The organism is Streptomyces sp. NPDC058001 (genome assembly GCF_042886315.1).
GTDB lineage: Bacteria > Actinomycetota > Actinomycetes > Streptomycetales > Streptomycetaceae > Streptomyces.
Genome location: NZ_JBHVQT010000003.1, coordinates 83,922 through 103,345, shown reverse-complemented (window position 1 = coordinate 103,345; position 19,424 = coordinate 83,922). Strand labels below are relative to the sequence as shown.

The 19,424-nt window shown below is 69.1% G+C and carries 16 protein-coding genes; 5 read left to right on the top strand and 11 right to left on the bottom strand.

From position 1 onward, the window contains the following. The first annotated feature begins 27 nt into the window (after positions 1-27). Together ACFVT5_RS07020 and ACFVT5_RS07015 are read left to right on the top strand one after the other, a co-directional pair. The gene (locus ACFVT5_RS07020; protein ID WP_389882296.1) at positions 28-612 is read left to right on the top strand and encodes a TetR/AcrR family transcriptional regulator; all 585 of its coding nucleotides are present in this window, start codon (positions 28-30) and stop codon (positions 610-612) included. A gap of 185 nt (positions 613-797) precedes the next feature. Beyond that, complete coding sequence (locus ACFVT5_RS07015; protein ID WP_389882295.1) at positions 798-1,556, top strand: SDR family NAD(P)-dependent oxidoreductase; 759 nt, start codon at positions 798-800, stop codon at positions 1,554-1,556. 28 nt (positions 1,557-1,584) lie between these two features. Here the strand turns inward: ACFVT5_RS07015 and ACFVT5_RS07010 are convergent, their stop codons facing one another. The 4 genes from ACFVT5_RS07010 to ACFVT5_RS06995 form a co-directional block, all read right to left on the bottom strand. Continuing rightward, the gene (locus tag ACFVT5_RS07010; RefSeq protein WP_389882293.1) at positions 1,585-4,803 is read right to left on the bottom strand and encodes a family 78 glycoside hydrolase catalytic domain; all 3,219 of its coding nucleotides are present in this window, start codon (positions 4,801-4,803) and stop codon (positions 1,585-1,587) included. Positions 4,804-4,961: 158 nt separating this feature from the next. Next, the gene (locus ACFVT5_RS07005) at positions 4,962-6,224 is read right to left on the bottom strand and encodes an ABC transporter substrate-binding protein (protein ID WP_389882291.1); all 1,263 of its coding nucleotides are present in this window, start codon (positions 6,222-6,224) and stop codon (positions 4,962-4,964) included. Positions 6,225-6,320: 96 nt separating this feature from the next. After that, entirely contained in the window at positions 6,321-7,142 is an 822-nt protein-coding gene (locus ACFVT5_RS07000; RefSeq protein ID WP_389882289.1) for a carbohydrate ABC transporter permease, read from the bottom strand. Next, the gene (locus ACFVT5_RS06995) at positions 7,139-8,032 is read right to left on the bottom strand and encodes a carbohydrate ABC transporter permease (protein ID WP_389882287.1); all 894 of its coding nucleotides are present in this window, start codon (positions 8,030-8,032) and stop codon (positions 7,139-7,141) included. Before ACFVT5_RS06995 ends, ACFVT5_RS07000 begins: the two co-directional genes overlap by 4 nt. A gap of 250 nt (positions 8,033-8,282) precedes the next feature. Between ACFVT5_RS06995 and ACFVT5_RS06990 the strand changes: the two genes are divergently transcribed. Then, positions 8,283-9,323: a LacI family DNA-binding transcriptional regulator gene (locus tag ACFVT5_RS06990; protein ID WP_389882285.1), complete on the top strand. Its 1,041-nt coding sequence runs from the start codon at positions 8,283-8,285 to the stop codon at positions 9,321-9,323. Positions 9,324-9,471: 148 nt separating this feature from the next. Beyond that, a complete protein-coding gene (locus tag ACFVT5_RS06985) occupies positions 9,472-10,863 on the top strand; it encodes a cell filamentation protein Fic (protein WP_389882283.1) in 1,392 nt (463 codons plus the stop codon). 88 nt (positions 10,864-10,951) lie between these two features. Here the strand turns inward: ACFVT5_RS06985 and ACFVT5_RS06980 are convergent, their stop codons facing one another. The 4 genes from ACFVT5_RS06980 to ACFVT5_RS06965 all read right to left on the bottom strand — a co-directional run bounded on the left by ACFVT5_RS06980 (position 10,952) and on the right by ACFVT5_RS06965 (position 15,349). Further along, entirely contained in the window at positions 10,952-11,821 is an 870-nt protein-coding gene (locus ACFVT5_RS06980) for an alpha/beta fold hydrolase (RefSeq protein WP_389882281.1), read from the bottom strand. Between the two features lie 143 nt (positions 11,822-11,964). After that, positions 11,965-13,962, bottom strand: coding sequence for an acetate--CoA ligase (gene acs / locus ACFVT5_RS06975; protein ID WP_389882279.1), 1,998 nt, complete (start codon positions 13,960-13,962; stop codon positions 11,965-11,967). Further along, a complete protein-coding gene (locus ACFVT5_RS06970; RefSeq protein WP_389882277.1) occupies positions 13,959-14,615 on the bottom strand; it encodes an acetate uptake transporter in 657 nt (218 codons plus the stop codon). Before ACFVT5_RS06970 ends, acs begins: the two co-directional genes overlap by 4 nt. A 281-nt stretch (positions 14,616-14,896) precedes the next feature. Then, complete coding sequence (locus tag ACFVT5_RS06965; RefSeq protein ID WP_389882275.1) at positions 14,897-15,349, bottom strand: hypothetical protein; 453 nt, start codon at positions 15,347-15,349, stop codon at positions 14,897-14,899. Positions 15,350-15,631: 282 nt separating this feature from the next. Here ACFVT5_RS06965 and ACFVT5_RS06960 point away from each other — a divergent pair, with 282 nt between their 5' ends. Next, a complete protein-coding gene (locus tag ACFVT5_RS06960) occupies positions 15,632-16,393 on the top strand; it encodes a hypothetical protein (protein WP_389882273.1) in 762 nt (253 codons plus the stop codon). 27 nt (positions 16,394-16,420) lie between these two features. On the opposite strand, the gene ACFVT5_RS06955 is transcribed toward ACFVT5_RS06960, so the two are convergent. The 3 genes from ACFVT5_RS06955 to ACFVT5_RS06945 all read right to left on the bottom strand — a co-directional run bounded on the left by ACFVT5_RS06955 (position 16,421) and on the right by ACFVT5_RS06945 (position 19,414). Next, the gene (locus ACFVT5_RS06955; RefSeq protein ID WP_389882271.1) at positions 16,421-16,795 is read right to left on the bottom strand and encodes a VOC family protein; all 375 of its coding nucleotides are present in this window, start codon (positions 16,793-16,795) and stop codon (positions 16,421-16,423) included. A 119-nt stretch (positions 16,796-16,914) separates the two neighbouring features. Further along, positions 16,915-17,847, bottom strand: a complete 933-nt coding sequence (locus ACFVT5_RS06950) for a VOC family protein (RefSeq protein WP_389882269.1) — start codon at positions 17,845-17,847, stop codon at positions 16,915-16,917. A gap of 175 nt (positions 17,848-18,022) precedes the next feature. Beyond that, positions 18,023-19,414, bottom strand: coding sequence for an FG-GAP and VCBS repeat-containing protein (locus ACFVT5_RS06945; RefSeq protein WP_389882267.1), 1,392 nt, complete (start codon positions 19,412-19,414; stop codon positions 18,023-18,025). Positions 19,415-19,424: the final 10 nt, after the last annotated feature.

The following is a 19,424-nucleotide window of genomic DNA, read 5'->3' as shown; positions in this document are numbered from 1 at the left end:
CGTTCCAGATACATCTAGGGTCTTCCCGTGGCCAGGACCAAGGAATTCGATCCGGACGCCGCGCTCCAGTCGGCCCTTGAGCTGTTCTGGCGGCGCGGCTACGAGGCGACGTCGATGGCGGACCTCGTCGAACACCTCGGCATCGGCCGCGCCAGCATCTACGCGACCTTCGGCAACAAGCACGAGCTGTATCTGAAGGCCATGGACCGGTACGCCGAGACGCGCGATCCACGCCTCCTCGCCGACCTGTCCCAGCCGGGCCCCGTACTGCCCGCCGTACGGGCGCTGGTACGCCGCTTCGCAGCGGAGGCCGCCGCACCGGAGTCCCGACTCAACGGCTGCTTCATCACCAACACCGCGGCCGAACTGGCCCCGCACGACCCGGCCGCGGCCCGCCGGGTCGAGATCAGCTGGGAGCACATCGAGACACCCCTGCACTCGGCGCTCGTACGGGCCAGGGCCCAGGGCGAGTTGCCCGAGGACCGCGATCCGCGCGCACTGGCCCGCATGCTGTTCGTGATGATGCAGGGCGTGCGCGTCGTCGGCAAGGCGTCGAACGACCCGGCCCGGGTACGCGACGCGGCCGAACAGGCGCTGACACTGCTGGACTGACACACACCTGACGAAAACAGCACACCCGACGAAGAGCGCGCGCCGGACGAATGCGGCGGACTCACTTTCCGCGCGCCCTCATGCCCAAATAATGAACCGATCGGTCAAGAATCAAGCCACGACCGCCGCCGCCTTCCCGAACCACCACCACGCCAAGTAGTCCGTCACTCAAGGGAGTTACCGAGATGAACCGCTTCACCGGCAGGTCCGTCCTCGTCACCGGCGCGGGCTCCGGCCTCGGCCGTGCCATCGCGCTCGCCTTCGCCGCCGAGGGCGCGTCCGTAGTCGCCGCCGGACGCACCCGGGCAACGCTGGACGAGACGGTCGGCCTGATCGAGGCCGCCCACGGCACGGCCGCCGCGGTCACCGCCGATGTCACCGAATCCGTCAGCCTCCAGGACCTCGTACGCGAAACCGTCATCCGCTTCGGCGGACTGGACATCGCGGTCAACAACGCCGGGATACTCCGGGGAGCCGGGCCCGTCGGCGAGGTGAGCGAGGCGGACTGGGACGCGGTGCTACGGACCAATGTCACCGGCGTCTGGCTGGCCATGAAGCACGAGATCGCGCACATGAAGGCGAACGGCGGCGGCACCATCGTCAACATCTCCGCCAACCTGGGCGCCCACCTGCGCATCCCGAACCTCGCCGCCTACAGCACCTCGAAGGCGGCGGTCTCGGCACTGACCCGGGCCGCCGCCCTCGATCACATCCGGCACGGCATCCGCATCAACGCGGTCAGCCCGGGTTCCGCCGCTGCCCCCATGTCGCTGCGACCCGGCGAGACCCCGGCCGACCGTGCGGAGCGGGCGAAGTCGGAGAACCCGCTCGGCCGGGTCGCGGAGGCCGAGGAAGTGGCGGCAGCGGTGCTGTATCTCGCCTCACCCGCGGCCGGCGCGATGGTCGGCACGGACCTGGTGATCGACAGCGGAGCATCCGCCTGACAGGTCCCCGCCGCCACCGCGTCAGTGGCTACGAGACCGCGCGCACGCCACGCACAGTGAAGGTGTACGTCCCCGACGGCACGCTGTAGACGGCCTTGTCGCCCTCGATACGTCGCAACGCCGCACCTGCTGACGCCTCGCGTGACACACGGTCCCCGTTCGGCACCCGTATCTCGGCCGTGGTGTTCGGCGGTATGTCGACGTTCAGCCGGAAGACGTCCTTCTTGAGCGTCCACTCCGCCACCGCCTCGCCGTACGGAGTCCGATAACTCCCTTCGACCTGGGTGAGGTCACCGACCACCCGCGGATCGATCACCAGCTCGCGGTAGCCGACGGAGCCGCGCGCCTGCCGGATCCCCGCCAGACCACCGTGGAACCACTCCTCGATCTGGAGCAGGATCATGTGGTTCTTCGAGTTGCCCATGTCCCACTGCTCGGGGTGGGTGGTGAGGCCCTGGGGGTTGGCGACGGTCGGGGCCATGAAGAACCCGTAACTCGGGCGTGTGTCCTCCTGGAGTACCTTCCACAGCACGTCGTCCCGGCCACCGTCCATCAACGCCCTTACGATCGGCGCGAGTCCGATGGTGCCGCCGCTGAAGTGCGGGCCGCCTCCGAACGGTTGGAAGCCCTCGACCAGTTCGACCAGGGCGTCGAGGACCCGCTGCCGCTCCCGATCGGGGACCAGTCCCTCGTCGAGCGCGAGTGCCTGGGCGGCTTGCGTCGCGCCGGTGGTGCCCTGGTTGCCCTGGCTCGTGTAGCGGCCCAGCGTCACGTTGTAGAAGGCGTCGTTGAACGCGTCCTTGATGTGCGAGGCGAGGGCGCGGTACTCGCTCGCGTCCGCGGTGCGGCCGAGTACGGCGGCCATCCTCGCCATCCGGTCGGCGATCTGGTGGTAGCCCCAGGTGCCGGTGATACGGCCCGAGGTGGTCTCGGCCGCGATCCAGTCGGCGAGTGCCGCGTCGACGATGTAGGCGTTGGCCCCGGTGCCCGCCTTCCGCGTCCTGATGTAGTCCATGAACGCCTGCATCTGGGGGTAGTACCGCGCCATCGTCTGCGTGTCGCCGTACGTCTCGTAGAGGAACCAGGGCGTCAGGATGATCCCGTTGCCCCAGTTGATCTCGTCGCCGAACCGGCCGGTGTAGCCCCAGTCGTACACAGGTGCCTTCAACGCGACATTGCCAATGTTGTCGCCCGTCCTGGACTGCCCCTCCGCCAGGTGGCGTTGCATCGTGCGGAGATATGCGGCGTAGCCGAAGTGGCGGTGCAGCGAGCCGAAGGGCTGGAGGTAGTCGGCGGGGTAGGCCAGCTTCTCGCGTCCCGGGCAGTCCGTGAACGTCGACATCATGTTGCTCATGATCGAGTACCGCGCCATGCGGTGGATCCGGTTGATCCGCTCGTTGGAGGTCCGGAAGCCGCCTGCCAGGGGTGTGTCCGCGTGGAGTTGCAGGCCCGTGACCGTCTTGGCCGTGGGCCGGTAACCCGGCGGCAGACCCGTGACCTGGACCCATTGCATGCCGAAGTAGTGGAACTGGGGGTGCCAGGTCTCGCCCTTGCGGTCGCCGTGTGTGGTGTACGCGGCGAACACATCGGTGCCGCGGCTGCCGCCACCGCCCATGATGGACGCCTGGTCGACGGTGCCGTCCGCGGCCAGTGACTCCGCCGGCAGCAGCTTGACCGTCGTGCCCGGCGGCACCGTGCCGTCGAGGGAGAGTTCCGGCCAGCCGGCGAAGTTCTGCCCGAAGTCGAACACCCAGACACCCAGCTTGGGTTGGGTGATGTCGACGGGACGGATCCGGTCCACGATCTTCACCGGTTCCCCCGCGCGCCAGACGAGTTCCGTCGTCAGGTTGGGCGGTGCGGCGATCCCCGCGCCGACCCATCCCATGGGCGAACCGTCACGGCGCTTGGCCGATCGCCCGAGGTCGGCCCCGGGCTCGGTCCATCCGTCCTGTTCACGGCGTGCGTCGTAGTCGGATCCTGAGTACCAGTTGTTGGTGATCGTCGGGCCGAGCGCCGTGGTCCACGCACGGTCGCTGACGACGGCGTCGACCGATCCGTCGGCCTTGGTGATCTCCAGGCGGGCGATCATGCGCGGTGTCACGGCGGCGCCGGCACTGGGATCGGTACTGGCGAGCGGGTTCCCCGAGCCGGTGACCGTGACGCCGCCCGCGTGCTCCCTCTTCAGGGCTCCCTTGAAGCCGATGCCCGTCCCGTCCGCCCCTGCGGTGCCTATCACCGTGATCTCGCGTGTCTCCAACCGCTCGCCGCCGTCGCCCGTGTCGATGTTGATCGTGCCGCCGACGTGGTATCCGGTCACGCTGCTCACCTTGACGGCCGTGTCTCCACCCGCGGCCGGCGCGGCCAGAGTGCCGCTCCCCTTGGACTGGCTCTGCCACCAACTGTACGGAGCCGTGCGGCCCGTTGCCGGGTTGGTCACGGAACGCGTGACCAGGGCGGTTCCATGGCCCAGTTCGACACCGAGCACATTGACGCCGGGGCGGACGAGATGTGTCACGTCGTAGGCCCGGTACTCGACGGAGAGTTGGTAGTTGGAGTTGCCCGGCGCGAGCACCTCGTCGGTCACCGCCCCGCCGTTGAGCCGCGCGGTGTGGAGGCCGATTCCCGCGAGGTACAAGCGTGCCTCGACGACCTTCGCACCATGCCGTTTGTCGACGCTGAACGCGCGCGCGAACAGGGGCAGCGCATCGCCGACGGTGCGGCCGGGATGCTCGATCCACTCGGCGGCGCCCCAGTCCCCGCGCCTGAGCAGCCCCATTTCCCATGAGCTGGGCCGGCTCCAGGCCGTCGTGGCGCCGTGCTGGTCCCAGACCCTGACCTGGCAGACGACGGCCTGCCGGGACGGGAGCGCCCTGCCTCCCCACGGAATGTCGTTCTGGGCGTCCGAGCGGACCTTGCCGGAGTCCCAGAGGTACGGGCCACGGGCGAGATCCTGGGTCCGGCGCGCGGCCCGGATCTGGTAGGCGGTCTGCGTCCATGCCTTCCCCGTGCTCGTCACCCGCCAGCTCAGCCTCGGCGTCACATCGTCGACGCCCAGCGGCTCGTCCTCCCGGCCGTTGACGGCGAGGTGACCGACCGTCGGGCCATGAGGGCTGTGACTGCCGTGGCTGCCGGGGGTGGCGGAGGCGGGCCCGCCGACCCCGGTGGACAGCGCGAGACCGGCCGTCGCGGCTACGGCGATCCCGATGACGTGTCTGCGGTTGAGGGCGTCACGCGACTCTGCGGGCATGCTGAACTCCTTGATCGGTGCGGTGACTTGGTGGCGCGGGAAGGCCCGGCCCGGGCGGGCGCGGACGGTGAAGGTGGTAGGTGTCCGGAGGCGGAACCAGTGGCGGACCGGTGGCGTACCAGTGGCGAATCGTGGTCGGGGTCCCGGATGCGGAGCGGTCAGTCGCCGGGCTCGTAGACGGCGTCCATCGCCTTGAGCACCTTCTCCGGAGTGGACTGTCCGCTGAAGATCTCCTGGAGACCGCTGAGCATGGTCTGCTGCACCTTGGGGTTGGGCCAGAGCATGTCCATGAACGGGACGGTCCGGTCGTCCTCGATGAACGTCGAGAGGTCGGCGAGGGACGGGTCTGCGGCATAGCCGGTGCCGGAGAGGGAGGGAAGGCCGCCCTGCTTCCCGGCGAACAGGTTCATGCCTTCGTCGGACATCACGAAGTCCACGAACTTCAAAGCCAGTTGCTGGTTCTTGGTCTTGGCGTTGACCCCGTAGCCCGCTCCGGCCGCGGCGGGCATGAGGAAGCCGGCGGGGTCGTCGGTGGCCGGCAGCGGCTTGAGGGTGTACTCGCCGGTCGGGTTCTTGTTCTTGAGCAGGGCGATCACCCAGTTGCCCTGGACAATGCCGAGCGTCCTGCCGGTGGCGGCGAGTTCCTGGCTCGCCTCGTAGCTGGTGCCGAGCGGCTTCTTCTGGAAGCAGCCCGCCTTCTCCATCCGCACGTACTTGTCCAGGGCGGTCGCCCATTCGGAGTCGGCGAAGGTGACCTGGCCCGCCCGCATCTTCCGGTCGAAGTCCCGGTCGGGGCCGTACACGGTCGTGGCGACGAGTGCGTAGAGCACGATCTGCGTCACCCAGTTGTCCTGGTTGCCCAAGGCGAAGGCCGGGGTTCCCTTGCGCGCCGCCGCCGCGCAGAAGTCCAGGAGTTCCGTCCAGGTGCCCGGCGGGGTGAGGTCGGCCTTGTCCAGGGCCTGTTGGTTGTAGACCGCGCCGATGCCGTTCTGCCCGAAGATCGCGTTGTACGTCTTGCCTTTGTACTGGGCCACGCTCTCCATCGCCGCCGGCAGCCGGGCGGACCAGGGCTGGTCGGAGAGGTCGAGGAGATAGCCGGGTTCGGCCAGGACGTGGGTCGCGGCGGGGTTGCCGTTGCCGGGCCAGACCGACATAACGTCCGGCGCGGTGCCGGAGGCCAACTTGGTGCGGATCTGCTGCTGGTACTGGTCCGCGCCGCTGGTGGTGAAGCGGACCTTCACCCCCGGGTTGACCTTCTCGAACGCCTTGACGACGGCCTCGATCGACCCTTGGTCGACCGAGGCGAGCGTCAGGGTGTCGGGGTCACCTCCGGTGTCGGCGCGGGTGCCACCGCTGCATGCGGCCAGCACGGCGGCGGCGGTCGACGCGGCCACCAGGCCGGTCAGTCTGCGTCTCTTCATGGTGTCTCCAGCGAGGGAGGAGGGAACGGCGGTCGTCACGTGACCGGCGAAGTGCCGCGTCCGCGGGCTTAGGTGGGCAGTGGTGTGTGCTGTGGGTCAGCCCTTGAGCCCTCCGGCGAAGCCGCTGATGATGCTGCGTTGCAGGGCGAAGTAGACGGCGAGGATCGGCACGACGCTGATCGCGAGCGCCGCGAAGACGAGGCTCCAGTCCGTGACGTACTGGCCGACGAAACCGGCGATGGCGACGGGCATGGTCTGCTGGGCGCTGCCGCTGAGGTACAGCAACGGGGTGAAGAAGTCGTTCCACACGGCGACCGCGTTCAGCACCAGCGCGGTCACGGTGATCGGCTTGAGCATCGGGAACACCACGTACCGGAAACTCTGCGCCGGTGTGCAGCCGTCGATGAGTGCGGCGTCCTCGAAATCGCGTGGCACCGCCCGCAGAAATCCCACGTAGAGGAACACGGTGAACGGCACCTGAAGGCCGGAGTAGAAGAGGATCAGCGCCCAGGGGGTGCCGAGCAGACCGAGGTCGCGCATCGTCTGGTAGAGCGGCAGCGCGGCCAGTTGGAACGGCAATACCAGGCCGAGCATGACGAGCAGGAACAGTCCGCGTGACCAGCGTGCGGTGGCGCGGGCCAGCGGGTACGCGGCGAACGACGAGACGGCCAGGACGACGACGACGCTGCACACGGTGACGAGCGCGCTGTTGGCGAGCGCGCCACCGAGTGCGCCCCGCTGCCACGCCTGCGAGAAGTTGTCGAGGGTGGGCGAGGTCGTCGGGCGGATCGGCGACGAGGTGTCCGACGGCGCCCGGACGGCCAGGTTGACCAGGACGTACACCGGGAACCCGACCACCAGGGCCACGGCGATCATGACCAGTTCCAGGCCGAACGTGCGCTTGCGGTACCGGTTCATGAGGCGGCCCTTTCGTTGCGGGACAGCGCGAAGTACTGGCCCGTGGAGGCGACCGCCACGATGATCGTGAGCACCACCGCGAGGGCGACGCTGTAGCCGAACTCGCCCAGCGTGAAGGCGTCCTTGTAGATCAGCGTCGACAGGGTGTCGGTGGCGTGCCCGGGTCCGCCGCCGGTCAACGCGTAGACCTGGTCGAAGAGTTTGATCCCGCCGGTGATCGACAGCATCAGATTGATGGTGAACGCGGGGGCGAGCAGCGGGCGGGTGACCGACCAGAAGCGCCGTACGGGGCCGGCCCCGTCGATGTCCGCGGCCTCGTGGACCTCCTTGGGTACCGACTGGAGACCGGCCAGGAAGATCACCATGGAGTAGCCGCCGAACTGCCACACGATGACACCCACGACCGACCAGAGGGCGAGCTGCGGGTCGCCCAGCCAGTCCTGCTGCCAGGAACCCGCCCCGACCGCCCGCAGCAGGCCGTTCACCGCGCCCTCGGGACCCAGGAGGTTGCGCCACAGATACGCGGTCACGATCGGGGTGATCACCGCGGGCGCGAACAGGAACACCCGCAACACGTGCCGGGACTTGATGCGGCTGTTGACCCCGAGCGCCAGCAGGAGCCCGAATCCGTTCTGGACGACCGTGACGGCCAGGGCGATCAGCAGGGTGTGCCAGATCGCCCGTATCGCGACGGGGTCGCGGAACATGGCCGCGAAGTTGTCGAGGCCGACGAACGAGAAGTGCGTGCCGAGGCCGTCCCAGTCGGTGAACGCGTAGTACACGCCGCGAGCGGTCGGCACCAGGACGACGAAGGCGAAGAGCAGCATCGCCGGCAGGGCGAACCACCACGGCGGGGTGGTGGCGTGCCGGTCACTCGGAGCACTGGTCACGGGCGGAGTTCTCTCTCTGGCGACACCGGTTGTAACGTTTCAATGCCATGCGCAACACGATGGGGAACGTTCCCCAAAACGGTGCGGCAGACTTTAGGAGCGCCGCGAGGTGACGTCAATATGTCGCGGGCAATGCAGGTCAGTTACTGGCGGCGGGCGACCTGCGGGCATCTACACTCTGGGGCAACGTTCCCTGCGTGATGTGGGACCAGAAGGCGATACTCGGGAACATTGCGGGAGGAAAAGGCAGATGGAGCCGGGAGGACAGTCCCGACGCGTCACCATCGTCGACGTGGCGCGGCACGCCGAGGTCTCGACCACCACGGTGTCCAAGGTGCTGCGCAACGCGTACGGGGCCAGCCCGGCGACGCGGGCCAAGGTGCGAAAGGCCATGGCCGAACTGGGCTATCGGCCGTACGCGGCGGCCCGGGGCATGCGCGGCCAGACGTACACGATCGGCGTGATGCTGCCGGACATCCGCAACCCGTTCTTCCCGGACATCATCGACGGGTTGACCGAAGCGCTGCGGGACACCGACTACCAGGTTCTGATGGGGCCGGGCGGGTGCAACGACGAGCAGGCCGAGGCCCGGATGACCGAGGCGATGATCGACCGCGGGATGGACGGCATGATCCTGGTCGCTCCCGTCTCGTCGCGCTCCCACCTCGAACATGTCGCCGCCGCGGTGCCGACCGTGATCGTCGGCCGGCACGGGCGCTCCGCCTCCTACGACTCGGTGGCCGCCGACGACATCGCGGGCGCCGCCCTCGTCGTCGGCCACCTCGCCGGTCTCGGACACCGCCGGATCGCCCACATCGACCATGCCGAGACCGACCCCGACCGGCTGGCGGAGATGTCCAACGCCGTACGGGCCGACGGCTACCGGGAGGCCATGGCGGCCCACGGCCTGGCGGACGAGATCGACATCGTGTCCACCACCTACACCCAGGAGGGCGGATACCTCGGTGCACGGCTGTTGCTCGACCGGCCCCGCCTCCCCACCGCCATCTTCGCCGGCGCGGATGTCGTGGCCATGGGCGTGATCCAGGCGGTGGACGAGGCCGGCCTGTCGATCCCCCAGGACATCTCCGTCGCGGGATACGACAACACCTCACTGGCCGCCCTCGTCCCGGTCTCGCTCACCAGCGTCGACCAGGCGGGCACCCACATAGGGGCTCATGCCGCGCGCCTGCTGCTCGACCGGATCGCCGACCGCGGCAGACCGTCGGCCCAGGTCAAGCTCGCCCCCACACTCGTACCGCGCCGCACGACCGCTCCCCCACCGGCCTGAGGCAGCCGGCGCCACCCGGGAGGCCGTGGCCCGGCAGTAACCAACGGAGGTCCTGACGCTGCACAGTGCAGTGCGGCTCTGTCAACGGTCGGCGGTGGAGCGGTAATTCACTTGAACCGGCACCGGGTGCGCGTGGCAGGCTGACGCGGTGATTCCTGTGCTGGCTCCCGTCTATCTGAGCTGGGACGACGTGGACCCCACCCGCTACCCCTTCGACAGCACGGCGGCAACGGAGGTGGTGCGCTCGCTGGGCCCTGCTCAGTGTGTGCCGTACCGCCCCGATGTCCATCCCGCGGACTTGAAGATGAGTGACTGGAGCCAGGGCGTGGCCGAGCCCTGGGCCAACGCCATGTCGCATGCTCTCGTCCAGCGCTACGGCCGGTGGGCCATAGGGTGGCGCTGGAACCACGACGAAGGGGACTTCGACGGCGGACCGGTCGGGCACTGGTGCTGCCCGCGGGACTCGATCACCACCCCTGAGGAGACGCTCCCGCGTGTCATAGCGGCGCTGTGCGAGTGGCGCGAGTGGCTGGAGACCCTCCACGGATGGTTCGAGGCGTACCCACTGGAACTGTCCACGGTCGAGGACCAGCGGATCCTGTGGGACCGCAGCGCCCGAAACTTGATCCTTCAGGTGACCGACCGCACGGGTTGCGGCAGCGGCTGGCAGCGGCACTGCGCTCAGGTACTCACCTGGTTCCTCAGCCGCTGGGGAGTCGCGGCCGATGTCGCGGAGGACCTGGTCGACGAGGCGATCGGCGGGCGGTTCCACAGCTGGACCGGCCCCGACACGGCACTGGTCGACGACATCGCGGAGCGGCTCGCGCTGTCTCTTAGGCCGGACGACGGTGTACGGGCCGTCGAGTCGGCGCCGGACCATCTGGAGCGCTGGCTCGCGGTGCGCGGGACCGTGCCATGGCGTGAGGGCCCTGACGGAAGCGCGGACGGAGGCACGGATGGAGGTCCGGACGGCCCGGTGACCCCGTCGTGTGACGGCGCGGCGGAGGACTTCCGGACCTTCGACGGCGCCCTGGACCCGGCCCGCGCGGAGGGCCTGCTCGCCGCTCTGGAGCTGGTACGGGCCGACGCGGCGCGGGGCGCGTCCCTCGACTTCGAACTCCTCGGCCGCTGGCAGCAGTTCGTCCTGGGCACGGCCAAGCCGCCGCCGTTCCGCAGCTTGCCCGCCTTCGCCAAGGGGGGCCGGGAACGGTACGGCATCGGCCCGGACACCCGCGCCCGCCTCGATGCCTGCCTGGCCGAGAGCGCGAGGGACGGCGTGCGTCCCCTCCCCGTGTCCGCACGCGCGGCACGCGCTTATCTCGACGTCTGCTTCTTCCACCCCTTCGACGACGGCAACGCCCGGTCCGCCTTCCTCACCCTCGTCTTCGTTCTCGCCCGCGACGGCATCGCGCTCAACCGGGTCGGCCTGCTCCGTCGCGTCAGCTTCCGGGCCGACGATCCCCAGGACGCGTTGGCTCTCGCCCGGAGCATCGACCTGCACCTCGCGTTGACCCGACGGGACGCCGCCTCTGTCGACTGAGCCTCTGTCACCGGTGCGCCGACCCGGTCTGACGCGATGGCGTCTTGCCCGCCGGCCCGGTGGTCGGGCCCGCGGGCAAGGGGCGGTGCTACTTGGCTGTGGCCTGGGCGGCGGCCCTGATCTGGTTGGCGACCAGGTCCGGGTGGGAGATCATCGCGACGTGCGAGGAAGCCACCTCGACGGTGTGGGATTTGGCGCGCTTGGCCTCGAAGCGCTCCAGGTCGGGCGCGATGGCCTTGTCGTTCTTGGCGACGATGAACCACGAAGGGATCGTCTTCCACGCGGCTTTGGTCGCGTTCTGCGCGAACCCCGCGGCTGCGACGGGGCGTTGCCCGACGGCCATCAATCGAGTTTGTGCCTTGGGGAGGTCGGCGGCGAACACGGCGTGGAACTTGTCGGTCTTGATGTACAGGTCCGACCCGCTCGTGGTCCCGTCGGTGTAGGGAATCGGGTTCAGCGCGGGGGCGAGTTCGCTGCCCTTGAATTTCGCCGACAGGGCGGCGGGGCTCTCGCCCACGTCCGGCATGAACGCCGACACATACACCAGGGCCTTCACGTTCTTGTTCCCGGCCGCGGCCTGGCTGATGACCGCGCCGCCGTAGGAGTGGCCGGCGAGGACGATCGGGCCCTTGACGCTCTTGAGGATCGAGGCGACGTACGCGGAGTCGCTCAACACGCCACGCAGCGGGTTCGGCGGTGCGAGGACCGGATAGCCCTGGCGCTGGAGTCGCTCGACCACGCCGTTCCAGCCGGACGCGTCCGCGAACGCGCCGTGGACCAGGACCACGGTGGGCTTGACGCCCCGCGTACTCGGTTCGGGGTTGTCGGCTCCGGAGAAGTCGCCGCCGGCGATGGCCGGGCCGGACGCGAGCACGGCCGCGGTCAGCGACAGGGACAGAGCGCCCGCGCGGGCTATTCGGCGGCGCGGCATACGGGGGGAAGGAGGTGAAACAGCCATGAGAGATCTCGCTTCTGCTCGGGGAAGGCTGTCGCCTCACACTCACCCGCCGACGTCCGCTCTGCCCTCCAGCACGGGCAGCAGAGTGACAGGGCCACGTCGCCTGCTCAGTGCCCCACCCCTGTCCGGGCTCCCCCCCTCCTCTACGTCTCCTCGTCCTCCGCGGCCCCGGCACTCGGCAGTCGTTCGCGGATCGCGTCCATGACCGACGAGTCGGTGAGTGTGGTCACGTCGCCCAGGTCGCGGTGCTCGGCGATGTCCCGCAGCAGGCGCCGCATGATCTTCCCGGAGCGGGTCTTGGGGAGTTCGGCGACGATCAGGATCTGCCGGGGCCGGGCGATCGGCCCGATCTCCTTGGCGACGTGCCCGCGCAACTCGGCTGCCAACTCCTCCGGCCCGGCCGACTCCGGCTGCGTCCGCCCGGCCTCTCCGCGCAGGATGACGAAGGCCACGACGCCCTGCCCGGTCGTCGTATCGCTGGCGCCGACCACGGCGGCCTCCGCGACCAGCGGGTGGGAGACGAGAGCGGACTCGACCTCGGTGGTGGAGATGCGGTGCCCCGAGACGTTCATGACGTCGTCGACCCGGCCCAGCAACCAGATGTCGCCGTCCTCGTCCTTCTTCGCGCCGTCCCCCGCGAAGTAGATGCCGGGGAAACGGGACCAGTACGTGTCGACGTAGCGTTGGTCGTCGCCCCAGATGGTGCGCAGCATCGCCGGCCATGGATCGGTGAGCACCAGATATCCACCGGAGCCGTTGGGTACGGGCTTGCCCGCGTCGTCTACGACCTCGGCCCGGATGCCGGGCAGCGGGCGCAACGCCGAGCCGGGCTTGCAGACACTCACCCCCGGCAAGGGACTGATCAGCTGCGCGCCGGTCTCCGTCTGCCACCAGGTGTCCACCACGGGGCAGCGGTCCCCTCCGATGTGGTGCCGGTACCAGATCCACGCCTCGGGGTTGATGGGCTCGCCGACCGAGCCCAGCAGCCGCAGCGTGGACAGGTCGAACTCGGCGGGGATCTCGCCGCCCCACTTCATGAACGTGCGGATGGCGGTCGGGGCGCAGTAGAGGATCGTCACGCCGTACTTCTCGACGGTCTCCCACCAGCGGCCCCGGTGCGGGGTGTCCGGCGTCCCTTCGTACAGCACGGAGGTGACGCCGTTGGCGAGGGGCCCGTAGACAATGTACGAGTGGCCGGTGACCCAGCCGATGTCCGCCGCCGTCCAGAACACGTCCCGCTCCGGCTTGACGTCGAACACCGCCCACTGTGTCCAGGCCACCTGGGTCAGATAGCCACCTGTGGTGTGCAGGATGCCCTTGGGGCGGGCCGTGGTGCCGGAGGTGTACATGATGTACAGCGGGTGTTCGCTGTCGAACGCCTGGGCCTCGTGCTCGGACGGCTGGCCGGCCACCAGGTCGTGCCACCACACGTCCCGGCCCTCCGTCCAGCCGGTCTCCCCTCCGGTACGCCGCACCACCAGCACGCTGCGCACATCCGGGCACTCGCGCAGCGCTTCGTCCACCGCGGGCTTCAGCGGAGAGGCGGCACCCTTGCGGTAGCCACCGTCCGCCGTGATCACCACTCGGGCGTCGCAGTCCAGGATCCGGCCGCGCAGTGCCTCGGCGGAGAAGCCGCCGAAGACCACGGTGTGCGGGGCGCCGATGCGGGCGCAGGCCAGCATGGCCACCACCGTCTCCGGGATCATCGGCATGTAGATGGCCACCCGGTCGCCGGGCCGGACACCGAGTGTCTCCAGCGCGTTGGCCGCCCGGCAGACCTCCGCCGTCAGCTCGGCGTAGGTGATCGTGCGGGTGTCGCCCGGCTCGCCCTCCCAGTGGAACGCGACCCGTTCGCCGTGGCCGGCCGCCACGTGCCGGTCCAGACAGTTGTACGCCGCGTTGAGCCGTCCGCCGGTGAACCAGCGGAAGAACGGGGCGCGGCTCAGGTCCAGTACCTCGGTCCACGGCCGCTCCCAGTCCAGCCGGGCCGCTTGCGCGGCCCAGAACGCGAGGCGGTCGGTGTCGGCCCGTTCGTAGTCCGCTGCCGTGGCGTTGGCCGTGGCGGCCAGCTCGGGAGGCGGCGGGAAGCGCCGCTCCTCGCGCAGCAGGTTGGAGAGTGTCTCGCCACCGGTGTCACTCATGTGTGTGCTCCGGCGACCGGGCCGCCGTGGTGGTGGGTGCGGTGCGGCATCAGGTGCTTACCGACGTTCGGGAAGACCGGCAGCACCGTCCGGTGCCAGGTGGAGTTGGTGACCTCCGCGAACGACGCGTACCAGGCGCAGACCGCTGTCAACAGGCCGAGCCAGCCGCCGGCCTTGGTGACGTCGGGCGACTGGGCGAAGGCGCCGATGCACAGCACGATGAACGTCGCCGACAGGGTGACGAACACGGCCAGCACCGCTCCTGTCGTGCGCGTCGCGGCGACCGTCATGTAGACCGTGAAGATCGCCCAGACCAGCAGGAACAGACCGACCGCCTGGTGTGCGGTGGACAGCGGCAGGCCGCCCGCGACGAACCTGGCGAACGCGGCGTACGCCAGCCAGAAGGCGGCGAAGGAGCTGAAGGCCGTGGCGGCGAAGGTGTTGCCCCTGCGGAACTCCCACATGCCGGCCAGCAGTTGCGCGATGCCACCGTAGAAAAGGGCCAGCGGGAGGACGACGGCGCTCAGTCTCAGGTCGCTGATGAGGCCGGCGTTGAACGTACTGAGAACGAATGTGGTGGCGGCGAAGCCGGCGAGACCGAGCGGGCCTGGATCGGCGATCGTGGGGCCAGGAGTCGTGGCTGTAGTGCTCATCTGCGCTTCCTCCTGTCATCCGAGTCACACGGATGCACTTTCCATTGTAAGGAGCACATACGTAAGAGGCACCTGTTCACCGTGGTGCCGGGCCGACGGGGGGTGGGGGTTACCGGGAGCGGCACGTAGCGGCACGTGAGCGGCTGCACGGCCGGGGAAAATGGCAGGTCAGAGGCGATGCGGTGGGCCGAGACAGGGCTTCTACGGGTGTCCGTGACACGGCGGTCGACGCCGGCGCGGGGACCGGGTCAGGGGTGGGTCAGCGGTCGGTCAGGCGTGGGTCAGGGTTCGCGGCGAAGGGTCGGCGGTGGTGGCGGCACGCGCTCATGCGGGGCGTGCCGGTCCCGCCACGCGAGGCAGTCCTCCGGCCGGGCCATGACCCAGGGGTCGTCGGCGAGTTCCGGGGGCAGTCGGAGATCCGCCCAGGTGAAGTACATCCGTGACAGCCGGGGCGGCGCGTCGAAGTCGATACGGCGGACGATGAGTCCGACGAGGGTGGTGGACCGGAGGTCGACGCGGCGCGGCTCGGCTCGATCGGGCCGGCGGGCGAGAACGTCCATCGCGGCTCGGATGTCCGCCGGCGGTTCGGTTCCCCATGCGGGAACCGGCTCCCGCATCCCCTGCTCCGGAGGGCTGGATTCCGGGATCCGTCGGGTGTCGAGTGCGGTGTTCTCGCGGATGAACGCCGCGAGCAGCCCCACCACGGTGTTGTGGTCTCCGGGCGACTCGGCCATGACGTGTTCCAACCCGTTAAACGGCTCCCAGCCGCTCCGCGAGCTTGTCCGAGGCCAACTGCCCGGCAGACGCCCGGAATCGCTCCATCACCTGACCGCGCCGGGAGTGGTCGCCAGGGCGAGACGATGACGGCGCGTCCCGCCCCGAACGGCAGTCCATGCGCCCCGACTTGGCATCATGCGAGGCATCCCACCGCATCGGAGTGGAGTCCCGCCACCCCGCCCTGTAAGGTAGCGATCTTCGGTCGGCGTAAGCCCCCGGAGTCCCCGAAGGCCATGCCCATGACGCACCTCGCCCGGACCCCCGCGCGACTTCGGCTGGACGCCGCGCTGGACAACCTCGCTGCTGTCTTCCGTGGGATGACGGCCCACCCCGACGAGACCAACTGCGAGTGCCACTGGGGCAGCGCGGAAGACCTCGGGCAACTGAAGGTGCCGGACACAGAGCTGGACCCTGACCTCCTGGCTCGAACCTGGGAGGCCACCGACTGGACCTACAAGGGTGCTGTGCTCCGCCGGATCCTGCCCCAATTCTCCAAGGCCCTCACCGCCGGCCGCATCGAGGCGCTCTTCGGTATGGAGGAAGTCGGACGCACCTTCCACTGCGCGAAGTGGGAGCAGTGGCCCGCCGAACAGGCTGCGGCCGTACGCGAGTTCCTGGACGCCTGGTGGGCCCACACCCTCACCGATCCGGCGCCCACGGTGCCCGCGTACGAGGTCCTCGCCACGTGCGCCGAGGCATCCGGCACGCTCGGCCCCTGGCTCCACACCTGGGAGACCCAGTCTCACCCCACGGCCGATCAGCACCTCACCGAAGCCGCGACCCACTGGGAATACGACCTTCTGGGAGACCAACTCCCGTGGGACACCTGGCACAGCGAGGAAGACCTGCGCACCGAGCTGACGGCATGGCTGCTGCGCCATACCCCCGCCCGACTCCGGGCCCAGGGCGCACCCGAAGAGCTGCTCCACCGGATACGACTGCTCGGCGTCACCGACCTCGACCGCTGGGAGGACCCGCACTGGCCCGGACACCGCTACTGAACCCCCGACTGAGCCCCGCGTTCGCCGTCAGCCTCTGGACAGTGTCAGGCAAAACGGATGCCCCGCCGGATCAATGAGGACCCGCCATCTGCCCTCGTTCGGTTGGTACTCCGGCTTGCTCGCGCCCAACTCCAGCAGCAGCGCCTCGGCCTCGTCCAGGTCGTCGACCGCGAAGTCGAGGTGGATCTGCTGGGGCACGGTCTGTTCGGGCCAGCGCGGGGCCCGGTAGTCGTCGACGCGTTGGAAGCCGATCAGTAGCCCGTCCCCGCGAGTGAGACCGGCGAAGTCACCGTCGGACTTCGGGTGCGGCTCAAACCCGGTGGCCTCCTGATAGAACGCCGCCAGCGCCTCCGGATCGACACAGTCGAGCGTGATCGCCGTGAGCTTCATCCGCGGAAACATGGCAACTCCCTGACCGCCATCAGGCGTGGGTCCGTCCGAACCTCGTACGCCGTCACACCGTAGAGATCAACCCGGCCCCACGCGACCGTTTTTAGCGCGTGAGACTCCCCGCCGGACTGTCACACGCTCGGTGGTGTCCACAGCACGGGATCGGTCGCGGGTGTCAATCCCGCGAGGACCAGTTCGTCGTAGGCGTTGGCTGTCCCCCACTGGTCGTGTTCCTCGGGGGTGGTGCCCCATACCTTGGGTGTCCAGCCGTGGTCTTCGTCGATCTGGATCAGCTCGGTCGTGTACTCCATGACGAATCCGCTCGACGGTTCCTGGAAGTACGAGTAGGTGTTGTCTCCGGCACCGTGTCGGCCGGGGCCCCACAGGGGCTGGAAGCCGGCGCGCATCAGTCGTCCCGTTCCGCGCATGAACTCGTCGATGCCGTTGAGTTCGAAGGACACATGGTTCAGGCTCGTGTGCTTCGACTGGGAGAACGCCAGGATGTGGTGCGCGCTTCCGGTGCGTAGGAAACAGAAGAAGTCCTCGACCCAGTCCGAGATCTTGAAGCCCAGAAACTTGCCGTACCAGGCGATGGTCCGGTTCACGTTCGTGGTGTTGAAGGCGGCGTGGCTGATGGACTTCGGTCTCGACTCGCCGCGCTCGACCGGGCGGTGGGCGCGCTGTTCGACCTCGGTGGCGAGTTCGACGGGTCGGCCGTCGCAGTCGAAGAAGACACACGAGTAGCCGCCACCGAGGTCAGCACGGTCACCGGGTTCGCGAATGACCTTCGTGCCGCTGCGCGCGACACTCTCGTACAGCAGGTCCACCCCGGCCCGGTCCCGGACATCGAATGTGGTGAGTTCGATGCCGGCGGCGTTGTTCTGGCGCAGTTTGATGATGTAGTTGCTCGGGCATCCGGACCCGAAGTAGCTCCTGCCCTGCTCCTCGGTGACGAGGTCCAACTGCCAGAGGTCCCGGTAGAAACCCCTCGCGACCGGCAGCTCCTCGACCGCGATCGCGACCGACCGCACGCCGGTGATCGGATGGGGGGTGGGGATGGACATGTGATTCTCGCTTTCTCGCGGGGAAGTCGCCCGTGGTCGCATCGAGTTGAGTAGCTACCACGGGCGCCGGGAGATGGCCATGTCCTCCGACTCCATGTCCTCCGACTCCGTGAACTCGACTTGATGTTCAACACGTAGCGGCACCGCCCCGTGGGAGGCCCGAGAAGAACAGCCCCTACCGTGCCAAGTCGTCCCCGAACCGCGCTTCCTTCTCCGGTGCGCCCAGCGTGCGCGGGCCGAACGAGGTGATGTTGGTGGTCGTCAGGCCGGACTTGGAGCCACGCAGCACCCATACGGCGCCCGAGTCCGCGTAGACCCCGTCCTCGTAGGGGGTGGCCACCACCAGGTCCGCGCGGTTGTTGGCGTTGACGTCGGCGAGGAGCACGGTCCGGCCGAAGTAGTCGCCCTTCTCGGACTTGCCGGGCACGCCCCGGGTCGACTGGTGGAAGGCTTGCGCGCCCTTGCCGGTGAGACCCGCCGCGCCGCCCTTGAGCAGGACGACGGCGCCCGCGTCGCGGATCGAGCCGATGTCCTCGCCGGGTACGCCCACGGCGACATCCGGGTAGCCGTCGCCGTTGACGTCCCCGGTGGCCAGCGAATAGCCGAACAGGTCACCGGAGTTGACGTCGTGGTCGCCCCACTCGCTCACCCCGGGTACGCCCGGTGTCTCCTGGGTGATCTTCGCCGTACGCGTGGAGGGACCGGACGCCGAACCGTAGACCACCCGGATCGTGCCGGCGTCGTAGTCACGGTCCTCCGAGACCTGGTCGACCTGCATGGCGATGAGGTCGCCGTATCCGTCCCCGTTCACGTCGGCGACGACCCCGCCTGTCGTGATGTGGCCGGTGGACTTGGAGGTCTGGCTGAGGCCGTTCTTCCCGCCCGCCCAGAAACGGGACTTGCCCGGGGTGTCGTCGAAGCTGTGGGTCGTGACGATGTCGTCGGCGCCGTCGCCCGTCATGTCACCCACGGCGATGGCCTGCGGGTGGTCCCCTTCCGTGAAGGGGAGGGTCTGGGTGGAGGCGGGAACTCCGGTGCGGGAGAAGGGGCCGAAGCGCACCTGGAGGCCCTCGTCGCTCTTGACGACGAGGTCGGTGTGACCGTCGCCGTTGATGTCGCCCGCCACGACGGTCGAGGTGGGCGTCGGAAGCGCGGTGCCTTTGCTCAGGCCCTTCGCGGAGCCCCAGAGCACCGTCGGGGCGGCGAAGTCGCCCACCACGAGATCGGTGTAGCCGTCGCCGTCGAGATCACCGACCGCCGTGGTGCGGCCGAAGGCGCCGTACTTCTCGACGTCACCCGGCACGCCCGACGTCGCCCGAGTGAGCAGTTTCGGGTGCGCGGTGTCGGTACCGGCCGCGGATCCGTAAAGGATCGCGATGTAGCCCGCCTCGATGAGACCCGAGACGGTGCCACCGGGCGCGGTGACGGCGAGATCCGCGTAACCGTCACCGTTGAAGTCGACAGGCGCCTTGGCGTTCTGGGCGGTGGCCGGTGCGGCGAGACCGCCGGACACCGCCAGGGAGGCGGTCAGCAGGGTGGCCACCGCGGCGACGGGGGCACCTTTCACGCCACCTTTG

Bases quoted from the DNA above. Each gene is read 5' to 3' on its own strand.
- ACFVT5_RS06960 (WP_389882273.1), top strand. From the start codon at position 15,632: ATGACGCACCTCGCCCGGACCCCCGCGCGACTTCGGCTGGACGCCGCG.
- acs (WP_389882279.1), bottom strand. From the start codon at position 13,962: ATGAGTGACACCGGTGGCGAGACACTCTCCAACCTGCTGCGCGAGGAG.
- ACFVT5_RS06955 (WP_389882271.1), bottom strand. From the start codon at position 16,795: ATGTTTCCGCGGATGAAGCTCACGGCGATCACGCTCGACTGTGTCGAT.
- ACFVT5_RS06980 (WP_389882281.1), bottom strand. From the start codon at position 11,821: ATGGCTGTTTCACCTCCTTCCCCCCGTATGCCGCGCCGCCGAATAGCC.
- ACFVT5_RS07010 (WP_389882293.1), bottom strand. From the start codon at position 4,803: ATGCCCGCAGAGTCGCGTGACGCCCTCAACCGCAGACACGTCATCGGG.
- ACFVT5_RS06970 (WP_389882277.1), bottom strand. From the start codon at position 14,615: ATGAGCACTACAGCCACGACTCCTGGCCCCACGATCGCCGATCCAGGC.
- ACFVT5_RS07015 (WP_389882295.1), top strand. From the start codon at position 798: ATGAACCGCTTCACCGGCAGGTCCGTCCTCGTCACCGGCGCGGGCTCC.
- ACFVT5_RS06990 (WP_389882285.1), top strand. From the start codon at position 8,283: ATGGAGCCGGGAGGACAGTCCCGACGCGTCACCATCGTCGACGTGGCG.
- ACFVT5_RS06965 (WP_389882275.1), bottom strand. From the start codon at position 15,349: ATGGCCGAGTCGCCCGGAGACCACAACACCGTGGTGGGGCTGCTCGCG.
- ACFVT5_RS07005 (WP_389882291.1), bottom strand. From the start codon at position 6,224: ATGAAGAGACGCAGACTGACCGGCCTGGTGGCCGCGTCGACCGCCGCC.
- ACFVT5_RS07000 (WP_389882289.1), bottom strand. From the start codon at position 7,142: ATGAACCGGTACCGCAAGCGCACGTTCGGCCTGGAACTGGTCATGATC.
- ACFVT5_RS06950 (WP_389882269.1), bottom strand. From the start codon at position 17,847: ATGTCCATCCCCACCCCCCATCCGATCACCGGCGTGCGGTCGGTCGCG.